General features: G+C 53.3%; 28 protein-coding genes and 1 pseudogene. 19 read left to right on the top strand and 10 right to left on the bottom strand.

The features are described from left to right. The first annotated feature begins 672 nt into the window (after positions 1-672). The 15 genes from ACYZUC_RS12670 (at position 673) to ACYZUC_RS12600 (ending at position 9,309) form a co-directional block, all read left to right on the top strand. Positions 673-1,020, top strand: coding sequence for a hypothetical protein (locus tag ACYZUC_RS12670; protein WP_461996063.1), 348 nt, complete (start codon positions 673-675; stop codon positions 1,018-1,020). Positions 1,021-1,282: 262 nt separating this feature from the next. After that, a complete protein-coding gene (locus ACYZUC_RS12665) occupies positions 1,283-1,588 on the top strand; it encodes a hypothetical protein (protein ID WP_461996062.1) in 306 nt (101 codons plus the stop codon). A 284-nt stretch (positions 1,589-1,872) separates the two neighbouring features. Continuing rightward, positions 1,873-2,109, top strand: coding sequence for a hypothetical protein (locus ACYZUC_RS12660; RefSeq protein ID WP_461996060.1), 237 nt, complete (start codon positions 1,873-1,875; stop codon positions 2,107-2,109). 39 nt (positions 2,110-2,148) lie between these two features. Continuing rightward, on the top strand, positions 2,149-2,307 hold the full coding sequence (locus ACYZUC_RS12655; protein WP_461996058.1) for a hypothetical protein: 159 nt from the start codon (positions 2,149-2,151) through the stop codon (positions 2,305-2,307). Between the two features lie 5 nt (positions 2,308-2,312). Next, positions 2,313-2,657: a hypothetical protein gene (locus ACYZUC_RS12650; RefSeq protein WP_461996056.1), complete on the top strand. Its 345-nt coding sequence runs from the start codon at positions 2,313-2,315 to the stop codon at positions 2,655-2,657. 481 nt (positions 2,658-3,138) lie between these two features. Then, positions 3,139-3,462, top strand: coding sequence for a hypothetical protein (locus ACYZUC_RS12645; protein ID WP_256676880.1), 324 nt, complete (start codon positions 3,139-3,141; stop codon positions 3,460-3,462). 165 nt (positions 3,463-3,627) lie between these two features. After that, entirely contained in the window at positions 3,628-4,008 is a 381-nt protein-coding gene (gene cdiI / locus ACYZUC_RS12640) for a ribonuclease toxin immunity protein CdiI (protein WP_461996053.1), read from the top strand. Positions 4,009-4,329: 321 nt separating this feature from the next. Next, positions 4,330-4,797, top strand: coding sequence for a hypothetical protein (locus ACYZUC_RS12635; protein ID WP_461996052.1), 468 nt, complete (start codon positions 4,330-4,332; stop codon positions 4,795-4,797). Between the two features lie 454 nt (positions 4,798-5,251). Then, positions 5,252-5,536 (top strand): hypothetical protein, encoded by a 285-nt coding sequence (locus tag ACYZUC_RS12630; protein ID WP_461996050.1) that lies wholly within the window; start codon positions 5,252-5,254, stop codon positions 5,534-5,536. A 261-nt stretch (positions 5,537-5,797) separates the two neighbouring features. Beyond that, positions 5,798-6,205 (top strand): contact-dependent growth inhibition system immunity protein, encoded by a 408-nt coding sequence (locus ACYZUC_RS12625; protein ID WP_461996048.1) that lies wholly within the window; start codon positions 5,798-5,800, stop codon positions 6,203-6,205. Positions 6,206-6,546: 341 nt separating this feature from the next. After that, the gene (locus ACYZUC_RS12620) at positions 6,547-7,107 is read left to right on the top strand and encodes a hypothetical protein (RefSeq protein WP_461996046.1); all 561 of its coding nucleotides are present in this window, start codon (positions 6,547-6,549) and stop codon (positions 7,105-7,107) included. Positions 7,108-7,331: 224 nt separating this feature from the next. Continuing rightward, positions 7,332-7,760 (top strand): Sbal_3080 family lipoprotein, encoded by a 429-nt coding sequence (locus ACYZUC_RS12615; protein ID WP_461996044.1) that lies wholly within the window; start codon positions 7,332-7,334, stop codon positions 7,758-7,760. A gap of 8 nt (positions 7,761-7,768) precedes the next feature. Continuing rightward, positions 7,769-8,188, top strand: a complete 420-nt coding sequence (locus tag ACYZUC_RS12610; RefSeq protein ID WP_461996042.1) for a DUF2846 domain-containing protein — start codon at positions 7,769-7,771, stop codon at positions 8,186-8,188. Positions 8,189-8,261: 73 nt separating this feature from the next. Beyond that, positions 8,262-8,816 (top strand): hypothetical protein, encoded by a 555-nt coding sequence (locus tag ACYZUC_RS12605; RefSeq protein WP_461996040.1) that lies wholly within the window; start codon positions 8,262-8,264, stop codon positions 8,814-8,816. 58 nt (positions 8,817-8,874) lie between these two features. After that, on the top strand, positions 8,875-9,309 hold the full coding sequence (locus tag ACYZUC_RS12600) for a hypothetical protein (protein ID WP_461996038.1): 435 nt from the start codon (positions 8,875-8,877) through the stop codon (positions 9,307-9,309). A gap of 154 nt (positions 9,310-9,463) precedes the next feature. On the opposite strand, the gene ACYZUC_RS12595 is transcribed toward ACYZUC_RS12600, so the two are convergent. Continuing rightward, positions 9,464-10,198, bottom strand: coding sequence for a DUF899 domain-containing protein (locus ACYZUC_RS12595; protein WP_461996036.1), 735 nt, complete (start codon positions 10,196-10,198; stop codon positions 9,464-9,466). A 177-nt stretch (positions 10,199-10,375) separates the two neighbouring features. On the opposite strand from ACYZUC_RS12595, the gene ACYZUC_RS12590 reads away from it, so the two are divergent. Continuing rightward, positions 10,376-10,765: a hypothetical protein gene (locus ACYZUC_RS12590; protein WP_008034272.1), complete on the top strand. Its 390-nt coding sequence runs from the start codon at positions 10,376-10,378 to the stop codon at positions 10,763-10,765. Between the two features lie 125 nt (positions 10,766-10,890). Here ACYZUC_RS12590 and ACYZUC_RS12585 read toward each other — a convergent pair whose 3' ends face one another. The 3 genes from ACYZUC_RS12585 to ACYZUC_RS12575 form a co-directional block, all read right to left on the bottom strand. After that, positions 10,891-11,760, bottom strand: a complete 870-nt coding sequence (locus ACYZUC_RS12585; RefSeq protein WP_461996034.1) for a DUF6279 family lipoprotein — start codon at positions 11,758-11,760, stop codon at positions 10,891-10,893. A 65-nt stretch (positions 11,761-11,825) separates the two neighbouring features. Next, positions 11,826-12,542, bottom strand: coding sequence for a TorF family putative porin (locus tag ACYZUC_RS12580; RefSeq protein ID WP_280163253.1), 717 nt, complete (start codon positions 12,540-12,542; stop codon positions 11,826-11,828). Positions 12,543-12,747: 205 nt separating this feature from the next. Beyond that, complete coding sequence (locus tag ACYZUC_RS12575) at positions 12,748-12,936, bottom strand: hypothetical protein (protein WP_028621608.1); 189 nt, start codon at positions 12,934-12,936, stop codon at positions 12,748-12,750. A 351-nt stretch (positions 12,937-13,287) separates the two neighbouring features. Between ACYZUC_RS12575 and ACYZUC_RS12570 the strand changes: the two genes are divergently transcribed. The 3 genes from ACYZUC_RS12570 (at position 13,288) to ACYZUC_RS12560 (ending at position 15,534) form a co-directional block, all read left to right on the top strand. Further along, positions 13,288-14,124, top strand: coding sequence for a CvfB family protein (locus tag ACYZUC_RS12570; protein WP_008034266.1), 837 nt, complete (start codon positions 13,288-13,290; stop codon positions 14,122-14,124). A gap of 165 nt (positions 14,125-14,289) precedes the next feature. Beyond that, complete coding sequence (locus ACYZUC_RS12565; protein WP_223435077.1) at positions 14,290-15,222, top strand: DMT family transporter; 933 nt, start codon at positions 14,290-14,292, stop codon at positions 15,220-15,222. A 183-nt stretch (positions 15,223-15,405) separates the two neighbouring features. Then, the gene (locus ACYZUC_RS12560; protein ID WP_007914492.1) at positions 15,406-15,534 is read left to right on the top strand and encodes a PA1414 family protein; all 129 of its coding nucleotides are present in this window, start codon (positions 15,406-15,408) and stop codon (positions 15,532-15,534) included. Between the two features lie 93 nt (positions 15,535-15,627). Here the strand turns inward: ACYZUC_RS12560 and ACYZUC_RS12555 are convergent. From ACYZUC_RS12555 to speB, 6 genes and pseudogenes are all read right to left on the bottom strand, one after another. Further along, positions 15,628-15,717: pseudogene (locus tag ACYZUC_RS12555) on the bottom strand (acyl carrier protein); the annotation flags it as partial. A gap of 34 nt (positions 15,718-15,751) precedes the next feature. Beyond that, positions 15,752-16,477 (bottom strand): MBL fold metallo-hydrolase, encoded by a 726-nt coding sequence (locus tag ACYZUC_RS12550; RefSeq protein ID WP_461996031.1) that lies wholly within the window; start codon positions 16,475-16,477, stop codon positions 15,752-15,754. Between the two features lie 85 nt (positions 16,478-16,562). Next, positions 16,563-17,942 (bottom strand): sodium:solute symporter family protein, encoded by a 1,380-nt coding sequence (locus ACYZUC_RS12545; RefSeq protein WP_461996029.1) that lies wholly within the window; start codon positions 17,940-17,942, stop codon positions 16,563-16,565. A 205-nt stretch (positions 17,943-18,147) separates the two neighbouring features. Next, the gene (locus ACYZUC_RS12540; RefSeq protein ID WP_008034259.1) at positions 18,148-19,659 is read right to left on the bottom strand and encodes a purine-cytosine permease family protein; all 1,512 of its coding nucleotides are present in this window, start codon (positions 19,657-19,659) and stop codon (positions 18,148-18,150) included. A gap of 54 nt (positions 19,660-19,713) precedes the next feature. After that, the gene (locus ACYZUC_RS12535) at positions 19,714-20,136 is read right to left on the bottom strand and encodes a YybH family protein (RefSeq protein ID WP_008040968.1); all 423 of its coding nucleotides are present in this window, start codon (positions 20,134-20,136) and stop codon (positions 19,714-19,716) included. A 9-nt stretch (positions 20,137-20,145) separates the two neighbouring features. Then, positions 20,146-21,096, bottom strand: coding sequence for an agmatinase (gene speB / locus ACYZUC_RS12530; protein WP_008034256.1), 951 nt, complete (start codon positions 21,094-21,096; stop codon positions 20,146-20,148). Positions 21,097-21,138: the final 42 nt, after the last annotated feature.

The raw sequence follows: 21,138 nt of genomic DNA, 5'->3' as shown, positions 1-21,138 counted from the left end.
TGAAATGCAGGCCATGAGCGACTTGGGGACACCAGCACTCTATTTTCTGACGGGTAATCTCGGCACGATGATTCGGGTCGCCGCTGCAGCGAATGGCGTACTCCAAGCTGGCTACGGCGCAGGCCAGGTCTACGACGGTGATACCTGGAATGGAATCGCCAATATCGTGGTCGGAGCCTTGAATGCTGCCAGCCTGAGGATTCCAAAGATCAAACCCTCGGGAGCCGTAGGTGGCGTGGTGAAGACGGCAGAGGATGCCTCTCCAGTTGGGAAGTATGCGCGCAGAACTGAGATAAGCTATCGTCTGGCTTCTGACGTAAATGCGACATTCCCTGATGGCTGGTCTCCACCATACAAACCGGGTACGAGAGTTACCGAATTTACAAATACTGTAGATGATGTCTACGTTCGGGTTCATGGTGAAAGCAATATGGCTCGCTCCTGGATGATGAAACCCGAAGCTATTGAGGGGTTGACCGCTGCGCAGATTAAATCGAAATATGCGCTACCTGAACTGCCTACGTTTGTTTCCGAGGTCAATGTGCCTGCTGGCACTAGAATTAGGACGGGTACTGTGAATCCAGTTTTTGATGGCGTAGGAAATGCCACGCAATATGAGCTGCTGCAACGGCTGCCTGAATCGGCATTTACAAATACTGTGAGGCTTAGACAATGAGTACGGTTGAGTTTCGTGTTGAGGATGGGAGACTTGTCATCGGTGGAAAGTTGGTTGATCTTCCGTATACGGTTGGTGAAGTTGTGGTGTGTGGTAATTTGCTTGCGGTTAGGGTTGAACCACCGATTGGTGTTATTTTTAATAGAAATGTATTTGCGGTGGCAAGGGGGGGTAAAGTTATTTGGCAAATTGCAGAAAGTCCTCATGGGACCGAGATGGACAAACCCTACGTCGTGATTTTTCGTGATAAGGATGAGGGGTTGGTTGCGGCTAATTGGAATGGAGTTGACTATTTGGTAAATTTGGAGTGTGGCAGTATTTCTACAAAAGCCTTTAATAAATAGAAAATAAGATAACGGGGGGCAGATTACATTTTCTACACGTCTCGGGTGGAGTTTGGTTGCAAATTACTGGGGTACTGTAAAATCCAAGGTAGTGCGCCATGAGTGAAGTTATTTATCCTCGTCGTAAAGTTTTCCTGGCTTTTTTCTTTGTCCGCTAATACTTGGATTCATTGCTGGAATTATCAAAACAGCAGCAGCACTCGCCGAGTTAGTTAGTAATCCAAAATTGCTAGGTTCGGTGAGGGGGGCTGAATTGCTGTTGATGCCGTTTTTGACTCCGCTTCTCATACAGTTGGCTTTCTTCCTGCCATTTCTGGCTTACGCATCGGTGATTGTATTAATTAAAGTCAAGAAGACACCTCGTAACTGTATGGTTGTTTCCTTTTTTGGAAGCTGTGTGGCCGCGTCGTGGGTGTTGTTGTTTATTTCAAATGTGGTGCAAAACATCAAGGGGGCCCAGTATTCGGACTATGTTATTGAATTACTGGTGCTGTTCGCCGCATCAATGGCTACCTGTTGGTTAACGGCCCATTTCTTTTTACCTGAGGGAAGCCAGGTTGAAGGTTAGAGGGGTTAAGGGGGGCAGACCACATTTCCGGTATAGAAACGTGGTCTGTCCCCATTTTTCTATAATGCGTGATGGAAGTGTAGGGCGTTTTGATCCGGATGCAGGTATCGCTGACGCATGGTCTAGATTCCAAAATGGAACCTACAAGGCAGAAGACGTCCAGTTGTTTAAGCATGAGTATTTTGAAGCTAGATTTGAAGGCGTTTTTAAAGTTGACTATGGTGTTTCGCATGATAAAACACAGATTCGGTACCCGAGTCCACTAGGGAGCTGAGAGAGGTTGTATGGCATTTTATATTGAAATGGATAAAGTGGCAGAAACTGAAGAGTATGTTGAATACACGTTCGGTAGGGATCTTGAGATTGGGGTAATCCGGCTTGGGAAGAAGGGTGGGACTATTCATGTGTTGAAAGAGTGCCCTCTCGATATGAATGGAGAATGGTCGCAAAGAGCTGCTATGAAGCTAATTCGTCTTATGAGAAGTGGCGATTTTCCCGAGAGAACTCAGTGGGCTTCTTGACGAAAGAAGGGGATAACGGGGACAGACCACATTTCCTGTATGGAAAACGTGGTTTGTCCCCATTTTCCCCATTTGGATAAGGCGGATATCGTTCCAATTGATTATAGGAATCTTACACCCGGAAATCAGGGTATGGTTAACGGCTGGATAAAATTGCTAACCTCGGAACAGCAAGATAAAATATTAATTCTGCGGTGAAAATTATGGGTATGTATATATCGATAAATGACAAGTCGGGTTGGGGGACGTCAGGTGGTGTTTTTGATTGTATTGTTGAAGGCACAAGGAAGTTTTTCACTAAAAACCAAGAAAGCTGTATGAGAACAATATACGAAGCGCTAGATGAGCAGGCACAGAGCTTTATCATTTTAGATAAGGTCTCAGGTGAGTGTTTCAATCTGTTCTATCGCCATTGCAAAACAGCAATGGATGGTTTTCCTGAGAGTGAGCGAGGGAAGTTAGTTCCAGAGAGTCACATTCCAGGGGTGTTATGGAACTGGTCTGAGGTTTTACGGCTTATGCGAGAAGACTCTCGCTATGAAGAGTAAGCAGGCTTTGGTGTAAAAGGTATTTCTCCAGTTGTAACTGCTGAGGGAAAGATTATAAGAAGGAGACAGATCACATTTTCTGAGGCGTATTTTTACTAGCCGAAATGATGAGGCATAGAGAGGGGTTTTATTTTTATTGGTTTGGCTAAGCTTTCGATTTTATTTGTATGAAAGTACTCACCATATGCCTCGCAGAGCACGTATCCTGATGCCGGGAGACCGAGCAAGCATTTAGTTTTTTAGATGAAAAACGTGGTCTGACCCCATTTTCCCCAGGAGAGGTACAACCCCGCGACTGGGAAACTGGAAGAGTCTGTGATCGAGTACGACCAGTATGGCCGGCAGGTTAAAAGAACGGATTACACTAATCACGGATATGGGGACCAAGGAAAGCCTGCGGAATATCATTCCGACCCGCACACGCATACCTATGAATATGGTCCAGGCTATGGCTCCAATGGGAAAGAGACGAGGGTCAATAATGATTAGTCTTCCAGAATTGAATGAATTGCTTGTTGCTCACAACTGCTTGCATGCAATTAGTATTCAGTTGAATGAGGATGGGATGGCTTATGATTTATCTCTATCGATTTCGGCCTCTGAAAAGGTAGGGGCTGATGTCGTGCGTATCAGATTCATTGATATTAGCCAATTTACGTCCCGTGATTTTGGCGGCGGATTAACTCAGCTGATGCATATGAACGTTAATAAGCTGGATTCTGGCTTTGATAGGATGCGTTATCAATTGAGTGATCTTGAAGATGGAAAATTATCGTTTTATTTTTCATCGTTCTCGGTTGCTTAAGTGGTGCAAAAGAAATTGGAACGATTACCACCAGAACAACAAAGAACACCACTCGACTGGGGGGATAACGGGGACAGACCACATTTCCTGTATAGAAAACGTGGTCTGTCCCCATTTTTCCTTGGCCGGTAAGACCGTAAAAAACTTTTTCCGGAGGCTAACTAAATGGCTAGTAATTCCGCAGGCGAAGGGGTTTTAAGTGAATATCTTTTTAAGTGGGTTGATTGTGGTAATGATGAATTTTGGGTTGTTAAGGAGTTCTTTAACTCTATAAATATGAGTAAGAAGTTTTTGTGCGGATTGTCTTTGCTTACTGATGGTATTGGTTTTTGTTTCGATGAGGCTTACTTTCATCTACCGGATTTAGACGGTTCAGATGATGAGTTGAGATTTGATGGTTTAATGTTTGGTGTTTTTGATGGCGAAACTATTGTTTCTGAAGCGGATGGTTACAGCCTTGTGAGGCTGGCTTGCGAGAAGTACCTTCAACTTCATCCAGAAGATACCACCAAAGTGAATGAACTATTAGCCAAGCTTCCTGCTTGAAGTCTTGCTTGATGCTCATCCAGCACGGATAACGAGGACTGACCACGTTTTTTTGGGGAGGCGGGAGCAGACCTATTTTTTTTATGCATATTTTTATTAGCCAAAATTGTGAGGAATAGAAGGGGGTTATATTTTTTATTAGGTTGGCAAAGCTTTCGGGTTGAGTTATGCGAAAGGGTAACGGGGACAGACCACGTTTTTGTAATTAAGATGGGTCACATTCTCTAAGCATATTTTGATTGGCCGAAATGATAGGGGAACGTGGTCTGCCCCCATTTTTCTCATGGGCGTCCGCAGGGTGTATTGATTGACGGAGGCATTATGGCCGGCTTGTTGGAAATTGTGTTTGAAGATGTCGGCAAGGACCTAGTCTTGCCATTGCTGGAGACGATTATTTCTGACTCTGAGACAATCGTTGGTGCCGAGTGTTCAGAGGGTTTTCCGGTTTGGAGTAATGGAAATATTCAGCTCGACTTCATCAGGGCTGCGATTGAGTTTGATGCGGCAGTCAGTATTTTTGTCAATGTTGAGAACTTAAGATTTACTGATATGAGTGTGAAATCAGCACTCGTACGGATTGTTAAATATGAAGATACTTTTGATCTTGATATTAGTTTTTATGAGAATGATGTCGGGTTGTTCAGTGCTGATATGGTTGGTGATTTGTTTGCGTATTCAAAAGAAATAAATAAACAGTTTAAGCTTGTTAATTGTTATTTTGGGATGGAACCTGCCTCAGACGAAACGACACGCTTTTTCACTAATAAAGTGTTGGGGCCGCTAAAGTAAGGAGCGAAGAGTTAAACGGGCGACCTAACAGATTGCCCGTTTTCATTCATCCCGCAATTTTCATCGGCATCTTCGACGGCACCGATCCGACCTCACTCCCGAGTTTCCGCCTGCCTCAAGGTGATTACGGCCCGCTCACCCAGAGCCGAAGCCCGGCCAACAAATACCTGATCGAATCCAACTCCTCGCTCGTCGACCTCTCGAAGTTCATAGGATAAAAGGGGACAAACCACATTTTCTGAGGCGTATTTTTATTAGTTGAAATGATGGGTATAGAAAGGAGTTTTTTTTTCTTAGGTTGGCTAAGCTTTCGGTTTGACTTATATGAAAGGACTTACCACTTTCCTCGAAAAGCACTTATCTTGATGCCGGGAGACCGAACTAATATTCAATTTTTTAGATTGGAAACGTGGTCTGGCCACTTTTTTCTATAATGGTTTATGGATGTAGACGTATGAATGTTTCTGAGTCGTGCTCTGAGTCAAATCGGTTCATGTTTTTTGAGGGGTATGAGGAGGAGCGGTTTGAAGAGTTTGTTGATGTTGTACTTAGAGCTTTAAAATCTAAAGTGGAAAGTCGTGAGTTTGGCCCGTATTCAGTGTTGGTTGTTGTTTGTTATGCGGGGCATAAGTTGATTTTGACGAGCGGGTCATTTGAAGGATGTTTCATTTCCATGGAGAAAAATGTGGATGGGGGAGTGGTAAAGAAAATAACTGAGGCTTTTAAAGTCATAGGTTAGGTAAAAAGCCAACAGAAACAGCACCTGTTTAGTATGGAATATGAATCAAGGTTTATTATCTAAAGAGATTTTTAAAGGGGGGGATGGTGGTGGGTGTTTAGGAGTATTTAGTCAGCGTTCGATCACGTTATATCTGGACGGTGAGCCCAGATAGGATGCCCGGGGAGGTCGAGAAAATATTCAGTTTTTGGGTGGTAAACGTGGTCTGGCCCAACTTTTCCCGATTAAACTAATTGAAGGTGCAATTTCTGGGGTGGGTATATGAAAAAGACATTTCGGTCAGTAGCGAAAGAAAATAATAGCTCGTGGCAACCCGAGGCTGAAATGTCATCCTTGACTCAATGGTATCTATCCATTCGCGATATACCTCTTGAAAATCTTCCGATGGAGGATCTATGTCGTGCAGTGAGGCAAGAATTATTTATATCTGACTTATTGCCAATAGTGGTTTCTACTCTAGAGAAAAATTTGCTGTCGGGGTTCATAGATGATGCTGAGTTGCTGGGGGCGGTATCGCGGTTATCGCCACACTATTGGAGTGGGAATATTATTCTCGCCAAAAAAATGATGTCTCTATTATTAGAGAGTGAAGATGATTTGGCGGTGGATCCTAATGCGGTTAAATCTGCAAGTGTCCTTAAGGGTAAGTTGCTGGATATTATTAATTAGTGGGGATGATGGGGGCGGACTACGTTGTCTGAGGCATATTTTGATTGGCCGAAATGATAGGGGATATAGAGGAGTTACATTTTTCTTGGGTTGACTAAGCATTCGGTTTGACTTGTATGAAAGGACTCACTGTATGCCTCGCAAAGCACGTATCTTGATGCTGGGAGACCGAGTAAACTCTCAGCTTTTAGGTAGAAAACGTGGTCTGGCCTCAATTTTCTCCCATTTTTCCCTGCAAAATCTCCCCGCCGCGTTCAGTGGTTCAGCGTTTAGAACGTGCCACTTGGTGTAAGTCCTCTTATCAGTCAAAAGATACGCGTTTATAAGGAAATCTATACGTCGTGAAGAAAATCACACTGCTACCACTGACCCTGGCTGTCGCATTGACCGGCTGCCATTCCAACGTCAGGGACTCTTCCCCCAGCCTGCTGAAAGACGGCATTCAACTGCGCCAGAACACGGTGACAGTCGATGCCCAGCACGCCAAGGTCATCATGAAAGCTACAGGCAGCACCCATCCCGTACAGTTTTCAGTCAAGCGTGCCGCCGATCCTGACCAGCGTATGGAGTTGCTTGGAACTGTAGTGGATTCGGGCCAGGGCAAGGTGTTCGGCTGGATCGCCAAACTCAACGAAGTGGCCAACAGTGCCACGGTTAAACGCTTCCCGCAGTTGGAAGCACAGGCCGATGCCGATAAGGCGTTTCAGGTGTCGGGATATTCGAATAGCAGGGTGGCAAGCGGCTTGTATAGCTGCGGTCCGCTGCAAAGTTCCTTCATCCCGGAAAGAGCCAAGGTTTACCTGGTTGAGTTCCAGTTTATTGGCACCAATTGCGAACAGCATGTTTACGATGTCACCCAGCCTGATCAACGTATTCCCGTGGCGAGCGTACCTGCGGTGTGAAGTGGATTCATCTATTGCTCACGCGATAAAAAAACGGGCGACCCAAAAGGTCGCCCGTTTTCATTGGCTGCGCAATTTTTGCTGAGAACAGTGCCGTTCTCGTGGGGCCTAAACGCGAGCTTCTTGCGAACTGCTCCGCGTCAAACGACGTAAATTGACCCCGAAATTCTGCTGATCTAGTATGCGGCATCATTGCGCCATCATTCTGGATTCAGGGACCGAATATGCTGTCCAGAGCCATCACGGCAAGCCTTCTACTGGTATTGGCCGGTTGTACCAACATCAAAGTCGAGCCGGTCGCTCCTCAATATAAAATCTCCCAACTCTGCATCGAAGAGAACCCGAAAGTGGTGGTGGGCGATTTCGTCGATGGCCTGCAGACGTTGTTGCGCAAGCACAACATCGACAGTCGGCTTTACGCCACGCCCATTCCGGACAGCTGTGAGTATCGCCTGACTTACACCGCTATTCGTTCCTGGGACTTTTCCCCGTACTTGTCCGATGCCAATGTCCGGCTCTTCAAGGGCGATCAACAGATCGGTTTCGGGCAATACCACCTGACGGGCGAGGGCGGTTTTGATCCGTCCAAAGTGGCGTCGGTCGAGGAGAAGATGGGGCCGGTGCTCAATCAGTTACTGGGGCAAAACAAATGAGCGCAGTAATGAAAAGTATTCCGGCGTTGTTGCTCATGCTGTTGTTGGTTGGCTGCGGTCACACTAGCTCCAGCCAGCCTTATTTCGAGCCACCGGCGCCACCTCAGGGCAAGGCGTTGGTTTACATGATGCGGACCCAGGTCATTCAAGGCAGCTTTTATGACAGCGTGTTCAGCATCAATGACAGTGCGGTGGTGGGGCTTAATGACAAGACCTATTCCTGGGTGCTGGTGAGTCCGGGCCTGCACAAGGTATCGGCCGGGCCGCGTCCGCATCCCCGAAACGTATTTCTGACCCTCTCGGTCGAGCCGGGTAAAGAGTACTTCGTTGAATACACGCAGGAGTACGCGGCGGAGATGGTGCGGGTGAGGGATGCCAAGGACGGGAAAGCCATGGTGAAGGGGTATTCGTATATACCGGTGAAGTAGTCGCGCGCAGTAAATGGGTGATCCATCGCCACCCGAAACTCAATGTTTTTCTTATCTTGTAAGGGACTACTCAATGCGTTTTTTGGCTTACTGGTTTCTCTTGGCTGCGTCGGTACTGCTCTCGGGGTGCAACACCACGCCCTATGACAAGGCGACGATCTATTACGATCGGGCTCAATTCCCTGCGCAGATTGTTCAGGATTTCCCTGCATTGACTGGTCCGATTCTTCAGCACGGGCGGTGCACGCTGATCGTCGCGACGCCTGGCTCAAATACCGGCAGTTACCATTTCTGTACCTATGCGCTGACTGCGAATGAGCTGTATGTGCAGGGTTGGGACGCCAAGGCGCTGAAGTATGTGGAGATCGTGCACGTTGATTTGTCGACGCTTAAAACGATTTCGATTGCTTCATTCCTCCGCGCCAGTCAGGTCCAATTGACCGAGGCGCGCCGACAGTTGGCGCTGAGTGCTTCGATTGACGAAGGTGGTTATGGCGATAGTGCGGCGACCGAGCGGTTATTCGAATCGATCAAGAGCAAGGGTGTGCTTGTCGTGAAAAGCGAAGGGATGATGAACCCGCCAGCGGCGCCTTCGCCGATGATCATCCCCATTATCATTCCTAAGTAAGCGCTTTTTTTGAGCCGGGGCTTGCAGATACGCTATGTGTGACAAACAGATATACGACTTGACTGCACAGGATCTGCTTGCCCAAGGAGTTTGGTATTTCCCAATGGACGATACCGTGCAGAACGAACTGACGGTTCGCCCGGTGCCCTCAAGAGAAGTGATTGAGGCCGACTTTCAAATCATCGTCAGAACTGTTTTTGAAGGGCAAGATGGTTCGCGTTACGTGGGTTATGTGTATTGGCGCGCGAGTGACCATATCGGTGATCTGCAGCCGGTTGTGTTTGTCGGAACAGCTGGATGCGTGACGTTCTGGGGCGGGATGTTCCAACCGGCATGGTCTGCGTACCCTTCAGAGTTGCAGGCATTGCGCTTGGTGTTGCCTGTTTCATTCACCTCTGAAGTTCTTTTCGAATTGTCAGCTATTTCTGGTGTGCTGGAAGGGTTGTATTACTTCGAGAATGTTGAGGATGGAATTGTTGGCGTCGTCGCGTGATGTACGCAGTTTTTTGTACTCCATGAAAAGGGCGACCAATAGGTCGCCCTTTTCATTTGCTTCACAGCTTGCGCTTGCAAACGACTACCGATGACTTCCACTAGTCGCAGACGTTTCGACGCGAGGGGAATTCAGGCGTGCATCACGATGCGATTCATCCCCCGTGACAGCAGCTCGAAGAAGCTTTGTCTTCATACCGATCATGATGCTTCACCCATTCCATGATCTGCTCTTCGTTGCGCCCCTTGGGTGTCAGGTCAAGGTAGTTATAGGCGCCGACCAGCATGTCCAGGCCACGGGCGTAAGTTGAATAGGTGTGAAAAATCTCGCCTGCTTCGTTGCGATAAAACACGCTGAGGCCAGGGAGCTCTTCTTCGGCGCCGTCAGTTTTTTCGTAGTTGTAGGTGGCTCTTCCGGCGGCAACATCTTCAGCTCGGGCCGAGACGCCAAAGTCATAGTTAAAGTCGCAACCTTCTGACGATACCCAGTCGAATTTCCAGCCCATGCGTCGCTTGAACGCCTGGAATTCGGCGAAGGGGGCGTGAGAAACCGCCACCACCGCCACGTCATGATGCGCCAAGTGCTGGTTGGCACCGTCGATGTGGTCGGACAGGAATGAGCAACCAGGGCAGCCTTCGTCCCAACCGTCGGCAAACATGAAGTGGTAGATGACCAGTTGGCTGCGACCGCCGAACAGGTCGGCCAGCTTCAATTCACCATTGGGGCCCTGGAAGTGATAGTCCTTGCTGATTTTCACCCAGGGCAGGGCGCGGCGTTCGGCGCTGAGTTTGTCCCGTTCCCGGGTGAAGGCTTTTTCGTGGGCCAGGTGTTGTTTGCGGGCGGCGAGCCATTCTTCTCGCGACACGACCGGATGGTTCTGAACGTTCATCGGGTTTTCTCCTGCGCAATGCTGGGCGGTGACTGACACAACCTTGTCGTTTGACCTATGCCAAATTCGACATACCGCCGGTCAGCGCCGTTAAAGAACTGCGCTGAACGGCGGCGAGCACTGTCGGTCACAAGCTATGAAGGCCATCACACTCACAGGTTTTGGAGGTTGGACAGGATGACGACTTATAACTGGGATTTGATTGAACGCCTGCTGCACGAAGTGCAGAACGCAGCACCCAGCTTCACGCCACGGCCCTATGCCGAGCAGTACGCGGCGGAGAAAGCCACGGAGGGCGAAGAGACTGAGAACCTGGATCACCTGAAAGCGGTGGCCGGCGAGTATGAAAAGTTACTGTTGGCGCGTGGCTATATCGAGCCTCGACCTGAAGAGCAGGGTGGAACCGGTTCGAATTACAGGCTGACGATGCGGGGTTCAAGGTTGTTGAGCCTGATCGATAGCAGCATTCCGGGCAATGATCATCCGCGGCAGGTGCTGGATGAGCAGGACGATGCGCTGGATGAGGTGACGTTTGATGAGGTGGCGTCCCACGCGCAAATTGCCTGAAGAGCCCGCATATCCCTTGTAGGAGCTGGCTTGCCAGCGATTGCGGTCTTTCAGCCAGCATGGATGTTGGATGTAACGGCCTCATCGCTGGCAAGCCAGCTCCTACAGGGGATTGTGGTGGGGGACTATCCCTGCTTCGCGGCTTTCAGGCACTTCAAGTCGTTGAAGTCTTTGCGCACGCCTTCGATTTTCTTAAGCAGCCGCTGGCGTTGAGCCGGTGTGCTTTCGGCCATCAAATCCACAAACAGGCTTCGTGCCTGAGCTTCGGTGTTGGCGTAGGCCTTGCGGTAATCGGGTGTCCATAAGCTCTCGCGATTCACCAGAAGCGTCTCGATGCGCTGTGGGAATTCAGGACTCTGACGCTGCGCAACCGCCGCGCTGAACTGTTTCTGCCAATGCACTCGGTTGGCAATCCATTGCGTGTTCTGGTCGCCCAACGCATTTGACCAGGCAACGACCCGTTGTTGTTGGGTCGGGCTCAGCGGTCCGATCCAGCCATCCAGACGTTTTTCCATGCGCTCGCTACGTTCCTTGATCTGCTGAACGAGCGACGGTTTCACGTAGTCCTGCTGGCGTTTGCGCTGGTCCTTGGCAAAGGCTTCGTTCATTTCCGCGACTTGTTTGTCGTCCAGCCCCTGCAACAACTCGATGGCTGACGGGGTGATTTCCCGGGCGGTCTGGGCGATGGCTTGTTTGGCTTCCTGGGTGCGGGATTGCAGCGCGGCGTCAGTGACCTGATTGGTTTCGACCATCACCTGCAAACGGTCCAGCCAGTCGAGATAGCCTGGCAGTTGCGTGGTGCAGTGCCAGCTCAGGTGTTCCTTGAGGCGCTCGTTGAGCCAGCCTTTTTGCTCGCCGTTCATGTCCAGGTAATCGCTGAGCGTCCACGGGATGATCACGTCGAGGTTGCGATAGGCCAGGCCCATGCGGCTGCAGGCACCGAGGGCAAGACTGAGGGTGATGACGACGGCGAGACACTTCAACCAGCGCGACATGGGCGAGTCCTTGCGAAAGCGTAGGTTCTCATGTGATCGCAGGATGAGCCTGCCAGTTCAGCCAATCAATAAAACGCGCGTTCAGCCTTGAGGGTGACCAGGCCATCGCACTGACTGTTGTGCCCGGAATAGGCCGAGCAGTCGCTGCCGCTGAGGCTCGAGTCGCTGTAGATCAGGTCAAGGTCGATGCCCATGAAAGGGCGGGACAGTGTCAGCGACCAGTCGGTGAAACTGCCTACGTACCCACCATCCACCGACACCGGGGTGTTGAGCTGATGAGTGGTGTATTTCATGCTGATCCCGACGCCGAACGGCTGATTGCCACGGAGGTCGGCGAACACGGTGCTGTTCTGTTTGTCCGGATCGTTGCTGAACGCTGCGCCGAAACGGCTGCCCAGCAGGGTCAGGCCGCCAAAAAGTTCCTGGGTGTTGAGAGTGTCCACTTTGGGGTAGCTGTAACGGATCATGCCGACTTCGTAACCGAGGGTTTGATCGAAGGGCTGTTTAAACCCCACGTAGGAATCAACTTCAAGGTTGTTGCCCGGACTCAACCCCATGCTCGGTGACCATTGGCCGAAGTAGAAGCCGCTGTCGTGGCTCAGATCGAGCCCGCCGTGAAAAGAGCCGGTGGTCGAGGGTTTGACCAGCCCTTGGGCCATGCTGCGGCTGGGGGTGGTGCCGAGCTTGAGGTCGAAGTCACCCAGTTCACGCTGGAAGATTTGCGCGTTGGCGGCCGAACACAACAGCAGACTGCCAAGCAAGAAAAGAGAGGGTTTGAGCATGCGTCACTCCATGACAGCGAGGAGCAGAAACAAAAACTGCTGAAACGCTTAATCTAGACGTGTGCAAGCATACCGGCGAATGCTCGGCATCGAGGGCCGTTCGTCGATTTTTGAAATATTGATGGGTTTGGCGGGGTGTTGCGGGGAGGGTTCCAGTCCAAGCGCTTCGAAGCTCAAAGCGCTTAGGGACCAGGTAACGCGGGTGTTATTTTTTGCCCAAGGTGATCTGCTTGGACGGGCCGAACGTCTGGCCGCTGACGCCTTTGGCAATTTGCTGGATCTCGCCGCCGGATTTGAGGAACGCAGCAATCTGATTGTTGATCGATTCGCTGGTTTCAACGGCTGGAGCTGGCTTTGCTTTGCTGGTGGATGCTTTTACGCGCATGGCGGCCATTAACCTGTAGAAAATTAACTTGGCCACGCATCGTACAGGAAATACTTGACAATTGCTTGGCAAATATCCCCCTGAAATACACATCACAAAAGCGCCATTAATCGCAAGTTATTATTCGAGTTATGTTCCTAAGCTGCTGTTTTAAATAAGAACATCGGTGGGGAAGAATGGATTTTTACCTGGCTGGAAGGGCGATGAATCGACAGGTTGGCCTGACGAGCGGCCAGACCCGCCTGTCAAACCCCAGGAAAATTAAGGCCCCCAGAGGATTTTCTCGCGCCACCGGGCCGGGCGCCCAACGCGGCCTGCAAAAACGGGTAGAATGCCGCCCACGCAATGAGGGTATTGGAAATGGCTTTAGTCGGGCGTTACAACAGTTTGCAAGTGGTTAAACACACTAACTTCGGTTTATATCTGGACGGTGGTGCGGACGGCGAAATCCTTCTGCCTAATCGTTATATTCCCAAAGATATTCCCAGCGAAGATGAAGACTGGCTCAACGTTTTTATTTATCTGGACAGCGATGACAAACTCATCGCAACTACCGAAAAGCCGAAAGTTCAGGTCGGTGAATTCGCCAGTTTGAAAGTCGTTGAAGTCAACAGCATCGGCGTCTTCCTGGATTGGGGCTTGCCGAAGGATCTGTTGCTGCCGTTTTCCGAAGAAAAGCGTCAGATGACCGCGGGCGAGTACGTTGTGGTGCATGTCTACCTCGACAAGCACACCCGTCGTATCACCGCGACCGCGCGTCTGGACCGTTACCTGGACAAGACCCCGGCCAACTACACCCCTGGCCAGGAAGTTGATCTGCTGGTTGCCGAAGCCACCGATATGGGCTTCAAGGCAATCATCAACAACAAGCACTGGGGCTTGATCCACAAGAACGAAATCTTCAAGTTCATGCGCGCCGGTAAAGAAGAGAAGGGCTTCATCAAAGAAGTCCGTGCCGACGGCAAGATCAGCCTGAGCCTGCAACCAGTGGGCGAAGAAGCCGCCACCAGCCTGAACTCGAAGATCCTCGCCAAGTTGCGCGACAACAACGGCGCGCTGCCGGTGAGCGACAAGAGCGATCCAGCGGTGATCACCAGCATGTTCGGTGTCAGCAAGGGCAACTTCAAGAAGGCCATCGGCGCGTTGTACAAGAATGGCCAGATCGTCATTCATGCCGATCGCATTGAACTGAAGTGACGTCGCGCAAGATGGCGTCCGTGGTGACTTGAAGGTCTCCCACAGGCTACTTTTTCTGGCCATCTGGTTAATAATCGACAGCATAAATATTTGCCCCGACCTTGAGTCGGGGCTTTGCTTTCTACTGTGAGTCACTGCCATGGATTGTATTGTCGAGGTGTTCCGGTGAGCGCCAGCCGGCGTAGCGCCGATGGGTTTGCCCTGCAAGTGATGGTCGGGTTGTGCCTGATCTGGGGCGTACAGCAAGTCATGATCAAGTGGGCGGCGCCGGACATCGCGCCAGTCATGCAGGCGGCCGGTCGGTCAGGCATTTCTGCGTTGCTTGTAGGATTACTGATCTGCTGGAAGGGCGGTTGGGATCAGGTCAGCCATACGTGGCGCGGTGGACTACTGGCCGGCGCGCTGTTTGGACTGGAATTTTTCTTCATTTCCGAAGGCTTGCAGCTGACCACGGCCGCACACATGTCGGTGTTCCTTTACACCGCGCCGATCTTCACCGCGCTGGGTGTGCACTGGCTGTTGCCGAGTGAGCGTTTAAGACCGGTGCAATGGTTGGGGATTTTTCTGGCGTTTGTCGGGATTGCCATCGCGTTTGCCGGTGGGGTGTCCTGGGACAACCTCGATCACCGCATGTTGATGGGCGATGCACTGGGCGTATTGGCCGGTGCCTCCTGGGGGGCGACCACGGTCGTGGTGCGGGCCTCGCGCCTGTCGGAAGCGCCGGTGACGCTTACGTTGTTCTATCAGTTGATTGTCGGTTTCGTCGGCCTGCTGCTGATCGCGATGCTGAGTGGCCAGGTTACCCACGTCAGTCTGACCACCGTGGCCGTGGCCAGCGTGTTGTTCCAGGGGCTGGTGGTCTCGTTTTTCAGTTACCTGACGTGGTTTTGGCTGTTGCGCCGGTATCTGGCGGCGAACCTCGCGGTGTTTTCGTTCATGACGCCGTTGTTCGGTGTCACGTTCGGCGTGGTGTTGCTGGGTGAGGCGCTGAGTCTCAACTTTGTCATCGGTGCCGTGCTGGTGCTGCTCGGCATTACGTTTGTCAGCGCTGAGCAGTGGGTGCGCCGTCGTTTGCGCAAAGCCCTTGGCCAGCAGTGACCGGTCTACCCAGGGTGTCGATTCAGGCCCAGGCGATTGCCTGAGCTAATGGTCAGGTATTTTGATCAATTCAGTAACAGATCATTGCGGATTTTGCCGAGCATTTCGTAGGACTTCGGACTATTATCAGTGCGAAGGGGCTACAGAATTTCAGCCGCTCGGCACTACCCTGAAGGGGGCACCATGAAAGAGAAAATTCAAAACTGGCTGCATGACCTGGGTGTCGCACTCGGTTTGATCGAACCGCCTCTGCAACCTGTGCCTATTCGCACTGACGATGAACAGCGTCGACGCCAGCAGCGTCGTCGGTAACGTCAAGGTCTGGAACACCGCAGCCGTGTTGTAGCAGCTGTCGACGGCTGCATTCGGCTGCGTAGCAGGTGTAAATTCAAAAAACGGGCGAAATCAGTGTCGCCCGATCTCCATCAAAAACCGACTCAGATCATTCGCCGTCCTGGCGATTTTGAGCATCCGCTCTTCTTCGGCGCTAAATGCCTGTTGTTTTCCCTGGTGTCGAGTACAGCAGGCTTCAGCCATGCGAGCGCTGCCACTCATCAATCATCGTGCGCAAATATTCCCCGGAAAAACTGCCGAAATGCCCGCCATGCACGGTGCGGATCGGTAACTCACGCAAGCGCTGCAGACTGCGCGCGTAGTCGTCGAGGTTGGAATGGTAAGCGTCTTCGATCAGCGGCCCGTCGTAGATGATGTCGCCGCTGAACAGGGTTTCGGTCGCCGCTTCATACAGGCTGATGCCGCCCGGTGAATGTCCCGGCGTGTGCAGCACCTGCAGCACGCGATTGCCCAGATCCAGCACGTCACCTTCCTCGATCATTCCCGTGGCCGGCGCGGCTTTGACCCGGTACTCGGCGTAACACAGCGGGCAATCAGGATGTGCCTCGAACATATCGTCGCCGACAAATGCCCGGCTCAAATCGTTTTCGCCGTCAGGTGCCGCCAGGATGTCAGCCTCGGCAGGATGGACCAGGCGTTCGGCAAACTCGTGATGGCCGGCGATGTGGTCGAAATGGCAGTGGCTGGCCACCGCCACCAATGGCCGTTCGGTGATCCACGGCAGTTGCTCGCGCAGGCTCACCAAACCGGAGCCGCTGTCCAGCAACAGGTCCTTGTCACGGCCCTGAATGTGCCAGAGGTTGCAGCGGTAGAAGGGACGGATGTAAGGCTCGTGAATCAGACGGATGCCGTCGCTGAGTTGCTTGACCTCAAACCACTGATCGCGAGAAACAATCTTCATCAAAGGTTTTCTCCGGACGAAAAAAAACGGGTGTGGCAACCGACGCCACACCCGTCGAAGAAAGCATCAAGTCGTTATAGAAAGCTTAGATGGCGCTCGCCACCTGCGCCGGGCGACGGGACAGCAAGCTGACCAGCACGAAACTCACCAGGCCCACAGCGAGGCTGTAGTAGATCGGCGTGTTGGCATCCATACCATCCTTGATCATGAACACCAGCGCAGTGGCAAAGCCCATGCCCATGCTGGCGATGGCGCCGGCAGTGGTGGCGCGTTTCCAGAAGATTGCACCGATCAGCGGGATCAGCATGCCGCCCACCAACAGGTTGTACGCCAGGGTCAGGGCGCTGATCACGTCGTTGACCACCAGTGCGATACCCAATACCGCGAAGCCGGTCAGCAGGGTGAACAGGCGGTTGACGCCCAGGCTCGACTGTTTGCCGCCGCGCAGTTTCGGCAGCAGGTCTTCGGTCAGGGTGGTGGCAGCGGCGAGCAGGCCGGCGCTGGCGGTGGACATCATGGCTGCCAGGGCAGCGGCGATCACCAGGCCACGGATACCGTCCGGCAGGGACAGTTTGACGATGGCGGCGAAGGCGTTGTTGACGTTGTCCAGGTCCGGGATCAGCACATGAGCAGCCATGCCGATCAGGGCGCAGGCCAGTCCGTAAAGGATGCAGTAGAAGCCTGCGAATGTACCGGCGACCTGAGCCACTTTGGCGCTCTTGACGGTGAACACACGCTGCCAGATGTCTTGGCCGATCAGGATCCCGAAGAAGTAGATCATGAAGTAGGTGATGATGGTGTCCCAGCCAATCGTGGTGAAGCTGAAGGCGGTTGCCGGCAGTTTCAACACCAACTCATCCCAACCACCGACGCGGTACAGGCAGATCGGCAACAGGATGAACATCAGGCCCACGGTCTTGATGACGAACTGGACGATGTCGGTCAGGGTCAGGGACCACATGCCGCCGATCGCCGAATAAATCACCACCACGCCACCGCCGACCAATACCGACAGCCAGAACGGCAGGTCGAACAGCACTTGCAGTACGGTGCCGATGGCCAGGATCGAAACCACGCCGATCATCAGTGCATACGCCAGCATGATCACCGCGCTCGCGGAGCGGGCCATCGGGTTGTAGCGTTTTTCCAGCACCTGGGTAACGGTGTAGATTTTCAGTTTCAGCAGCGGTTTGGCGAGGAACAGGTTCAGCGCCACGATCCCGCAGCCGAGGGCCGCGCAGAGCCAGAAACCGGAAATGCCATGGACGTAGCCCAAGCGCACGGTGCCGACGGTAGATGCACCGCCCAGAACGGTAGCGGCCATGGTGCCCATGTACAGGCTCGGGCCGAGGTTACGACCGGCGACCAAAAAGTCTTCGTTGGTCTTGGCCTTGCGCATGCCGTAGTAGCCGAGTATCAGCATCGCGGCGGCGTAGATGAGTACGACGAATAAATCCAATGCCATGATGGCGTGTCTCCGATTGTCTTTTTTATGGTGAGGCGAAAATCAATCCCTGTGGAAACATCAATCCTTGTAGGAGCGAGGCTTGCCCGCGAAAGGAGCGCCGCGGACAGTCAGGCAGACCGCGTCATCGTTCTTCGCGGGCAAGTCGGAATGCCGCATCGCTCGCTCCTACAGGTAATGCGTTTGCCACAGGTAATGCGTTTAATCAGGCGGCTTGTCGCAACGCCGGTTTACCGAGCGAATCCGTGCTCTTGCTGCGGGGATCATTCGGGCCGAACACCGCAGCCGATTCCGGGAACAGGCTCAGCAGCGCCAGGTACACCAGCGAGGCCAGGCCGAGGGTTACCGGCAGGCTGATGTCGATGCCATCCGCCAGGTTCCCCAGTACACCCACGAATTGCCCCGGCAGGTTCACAAAGCACAAACCGACCAATGCACTCGGGATCCAGGCACCCAGCCCACGCCAGTTCCAGCCGTGGGTGAACCAGTAACGACCGCCTTTCTCGCCGCGGGTGAACACTTGCAGGTCATCCGGGCAGTAGAAGCCGCGGCGCACCAGCAGGCCGATGATCATGATCACCATCCACGGAGTGGTGCAGGTGATGATCAGTACGGCGAAGGTCGACACGCTCTGCACCAGGTTCGCCGCAAAGCGTCCGATGAAGATGAAGGCAATCGACATCACACCGATCAACAGGGTGGCCTTGACCCGCGACAGCACACGCGGGAACACGCTGGACATGTCCAGCCCGGTGCCATACAGCGAGGTGGTGCCGGTGGACATGCCGCCGATCACCGCAATCAGGCACACCGGCAGGAAGAACCAGCTCGGCGAGACGGCCAGCAGGCCGCCGACGTAGTTGTTCGCGGCGATGTAGTCCGGCGCCTTGATCGCTACGATAGTGGCGGTGGCGAGGCCGAACAGGAACGGGATGAACGTTGCGATCTGCGAGATCACCACCGCGGCCATGATCCGGCGCTTGGAGGTTTCACGCGGGATGTAACGCGACCAGTCGCCGAGGAACGCGCCGAAGGAAATCGGGTTGCTCATCGCCACCAGCGCAGCGCCGATGAAGGCAGCCCAGAAACCCGGTTGGCCCATGCTCACGGTGCCGGCGTAGTTCACATCGAAAGGACCGGCGAAAGCGAAGATGCCCAGCAGGAACAGCAGGCTGGCGCTCCACACCGCGATCTTGTTGACCCACAGCAGGAAACGGAAGCCGTAGATGCAAACCGTCAGTACCAGGATCGCGAACAGACCGTAGGCCAGGCCCAGGGTCAGGTCGGTTTCCGGCAGGCCGATCAGGCGTTTTGCGCCACCGATCAGCGCATCACCCGAACTCCATACCGAGAGCGAGAAGAAGGCGATGGCGGTCAACAGCGACAGGAACGAACCGACGATCCGCCCGTGCACGCCGAAGTGCGCACCGGAAGACACGGCGTTGTTGGTGCCATTGATCGGGCCGAACAGGCCCATCGGCGCGAGGATCAGCGAACCCAGTAACACGCCCAGCACAATCGCCCAGACGCCCGCCTGGAATGACAGGCCGAACAGCACCGGGAAACTGCCGAGCACGGCGGTGGCAAAGGTATTGGAACCGCCGAAGATCATCCGGAACAAGTCCGTCGGGCCTGCGGTGCGTTCGTTGTCCGGGATCTGTTCGACCCCGTAGGTTTCAATGTGCGTAAGGCTTTGGTCGTTGTTGTTGTTATTCATGATCTGCTCCGATCATAAAGGCGCGCTCATCGTGTGTGAGCGTCACCTGTTTGGCTAAGGGGTTGGCAGCCCTTCCGGCATTGCGGACAAATGTTCGTGGCAGGCCAGCCATAGGCCTTGTTGTTCTTGGCCAGACGCTTGTTTCTTGAAAACAATCGTCTCGCGCTCCTGGCTGAAGTGTTGCTCCCCTTGCATGCGCAGCTCGGTGGCCACGTCATGGATGAAAATCGCGACGTCACCCTGCAGGCTGACGAAAGCGTTGCTCGAGGTGCACGACAGCACCTCGAAGCCATCCTCGGCACGCCAGGTGTCCCACAACGCCTGATAGGCATCGCGCGACAGCAGAGGCTGCTCGAGGGTGTAGAAGACGAAGCTGGCATCGGCGCTGAAGGCGCCGAAGTAGGCTTCGCGATCGTTACGGGCAAAGGCTGCCACCAGATCGGCGGCAGCGTGCAAAACCTGATCACGTTCGTTCATGACCGATCCTCAGCGGTGGGCCACGCCAGGCAGTACGCAGAGCATTTCGTACAGCAGGTTGGCGCCCAGCAGCGAGGTGTTGCCGGTGGTGTCATAAGCGGGCGAGACTTCTACCAGGTCGCAACCGACCAGGTCGAGACCTTGGCAGCCGCGAACGATTTCGATCGCCTGAATGGTGGTCAGGCCGCCGATTTCCGGAGTGCCGGTGCCAGGTGCCCAGGCCGGGTCGATACCGTCGATATCGAAGCTCAGGTACACCGGACCGCCGCCGACTTTCTCGCGAACTTCGGCCATCAGGGGGGCCAGGGATTTGTGCCAGCATTCTTCGGCCTGAACCACACGGAAGCCCTGATTGCGGCTCCAGTTGAAGTCATCGGCGGTGTAGCCCTGAGCGCGCAGGCCAATTTGCACTACACGGTCGCAATCCAGAAGACCTTCTTCGACGGCGCGACGGAAGGTGGTGCCGTGGGCGATTTTCTCGCCGAACATGTGATCGTTCACATCGGCGTGAGCGTCGATGTGCACCAGGCCGACCTTGCCGTGCTTTTTGTGGATGGCACGCAGGATCGGCAGGGTGATGGTGTGGTCGCCGCCGAGGGTCAGGGGGATCACATCGTGTTCAAGGATGTTGTCGTAGGACTCTTCGATGATCCGCACGGCGTCGAGCAGGTTGAAGGTGTTGATCGCGATGTCGCCGATGTCGGCAACCGACAGCGAGTCGAACGGTGCCGCGCCGGTGGCCATGTTGTACGGGCGGATCATGACCGATTCAGCGCGGATTTCACGCGGCCCGAAACGGGTGCCAGGGCGCAGGGAAGTACCGATGTCCAGTGGGATGCCGATAAAGGCAGCGTCCAGGCCGGCAGCGGTAGGTACATGGGGGAGTCGGAGCATGGTGGCGATGCCGCCGAAGCGCGGCATTTCGTTGCCGCCCAGTGGTTGGTGAAGAATCTTGTCCACGGGTAAGGCCTCATCGTCGTTGTTTTATTTATGTCGGTTGCA

The organism is Pseudomonas sp. GT1P32, assembly GCF_054897805.1.
The sequence above is the reverse complement of the archived record's forward strand: the minus strand, read 5'-3'. Positions and strand labels throughout refer to the sequence as shown.